General features: G+C 73.4%; 2 pseudogenes. Both read right to left on the reverse strand.

Features of this window, described 5'->3' with window-relative positions:
* Window positions 1-548: pseudogene (locus QN357_RS19070) on the reverse strand (hypothetical protein); the annotation flags it as partial.
* A gap of 97 nt (window positions 549-645) precedes the next feature.
* Window positions 646-962: pseudogene (locus QN357_RS19075) on the reverse strand (hypothetical protein); the annotation flags it as partial.

Below are 962 nucleotides of genomic sequence, written 5' to 3' on the forward strand. Positions count from 1 at the left end.
CTGATCGCGTCGTCGAGTCGCCCGTAGAAGTCCGGGTGGAAGTCGGTCACCTCTGCCCCGAGTTTCACGAGGTTGAAGTGCGCGTTGCGGCGGATCAGCGGGTCGAAGGTCCAGCGCATCTCGTCGACGCCGTGCTCGAGGGAGACCGCGCGCTGGAAGAGCTTGAGCGCGTAGCCGACCCCGCCGCCGCGCAGCCCGGGGGCGACGGCCGTCATGTGCGAGTGCAGGTGGATGCCGCCCGTCCAGCCGAGGAAGCCGAGTGCGGCCCCGACGAACGCGGGTGCGGCATCGGCGTCGCTCGTGGCGACGAGCACCGTGTTACCGGCGTGGTCGAGGGCGCGCAGGAGGGAGGCGTCCGGGCTGCGTCCGGCACCCCAGGTGCGCTCGAAGAGCGCGACGACCGCGGCCAGGTCTTCGGGGCGCGCCGCACGCACGCTCACCGCGGCCGCGTCGGCCGCGGCCAGCGCGACCCGGTATGCGGCCACGAGGGTCTCGGCGGAAGTTTCGGCGGAAGCATCGGGCGCACGGGGCGCCGGCGGAACGTTCATGCCTCGAGTAGACCACATCCGCGGCCGGCCCGACCCAGGGCATCCGCCGCGACCGCGCTCCCACGTGTTCGACACCCAAGAACTCCGTCGAATCGGTTCAGTGGCCTCGGCCCGAGACGCGATCGGCGATCGTCGCGAGCGGCGAGGTCGTCGTGCGGCGGCCGCCGTGCTCTGCGCGGTCCGCGATCCCGTACGCGCGATACAACCCGGTCACCGCAAGCCAGCGCAGCGGCTCGGGCTCCCAGTTCCGCACCCGATGGTTGACCCAGGGCAGCTCACTCAGCGCGGCCCCGGCACCGGCCGCAGCACCGGCCGCACCGCCCGGGGCGTTCCCGGCGACGCGCGCGAGGATCAGCTCGGTCAGCGTGCGCCCGGCCAGGTTCGTGGTCGCGACCCCGGTTCCGACGTACCCGC

The organism is Cryobacterium sp. RTC2.1, from assembly GCF_035018685.1.
In the GTDB taxonomy this organism is placed as follows: domain Bacteria; phylum Actinomycetota; class Actinomycetes; order Actinomycetales; family Microbacteriaceae; genus Cryobacterium; species Cryobacterium glucosi.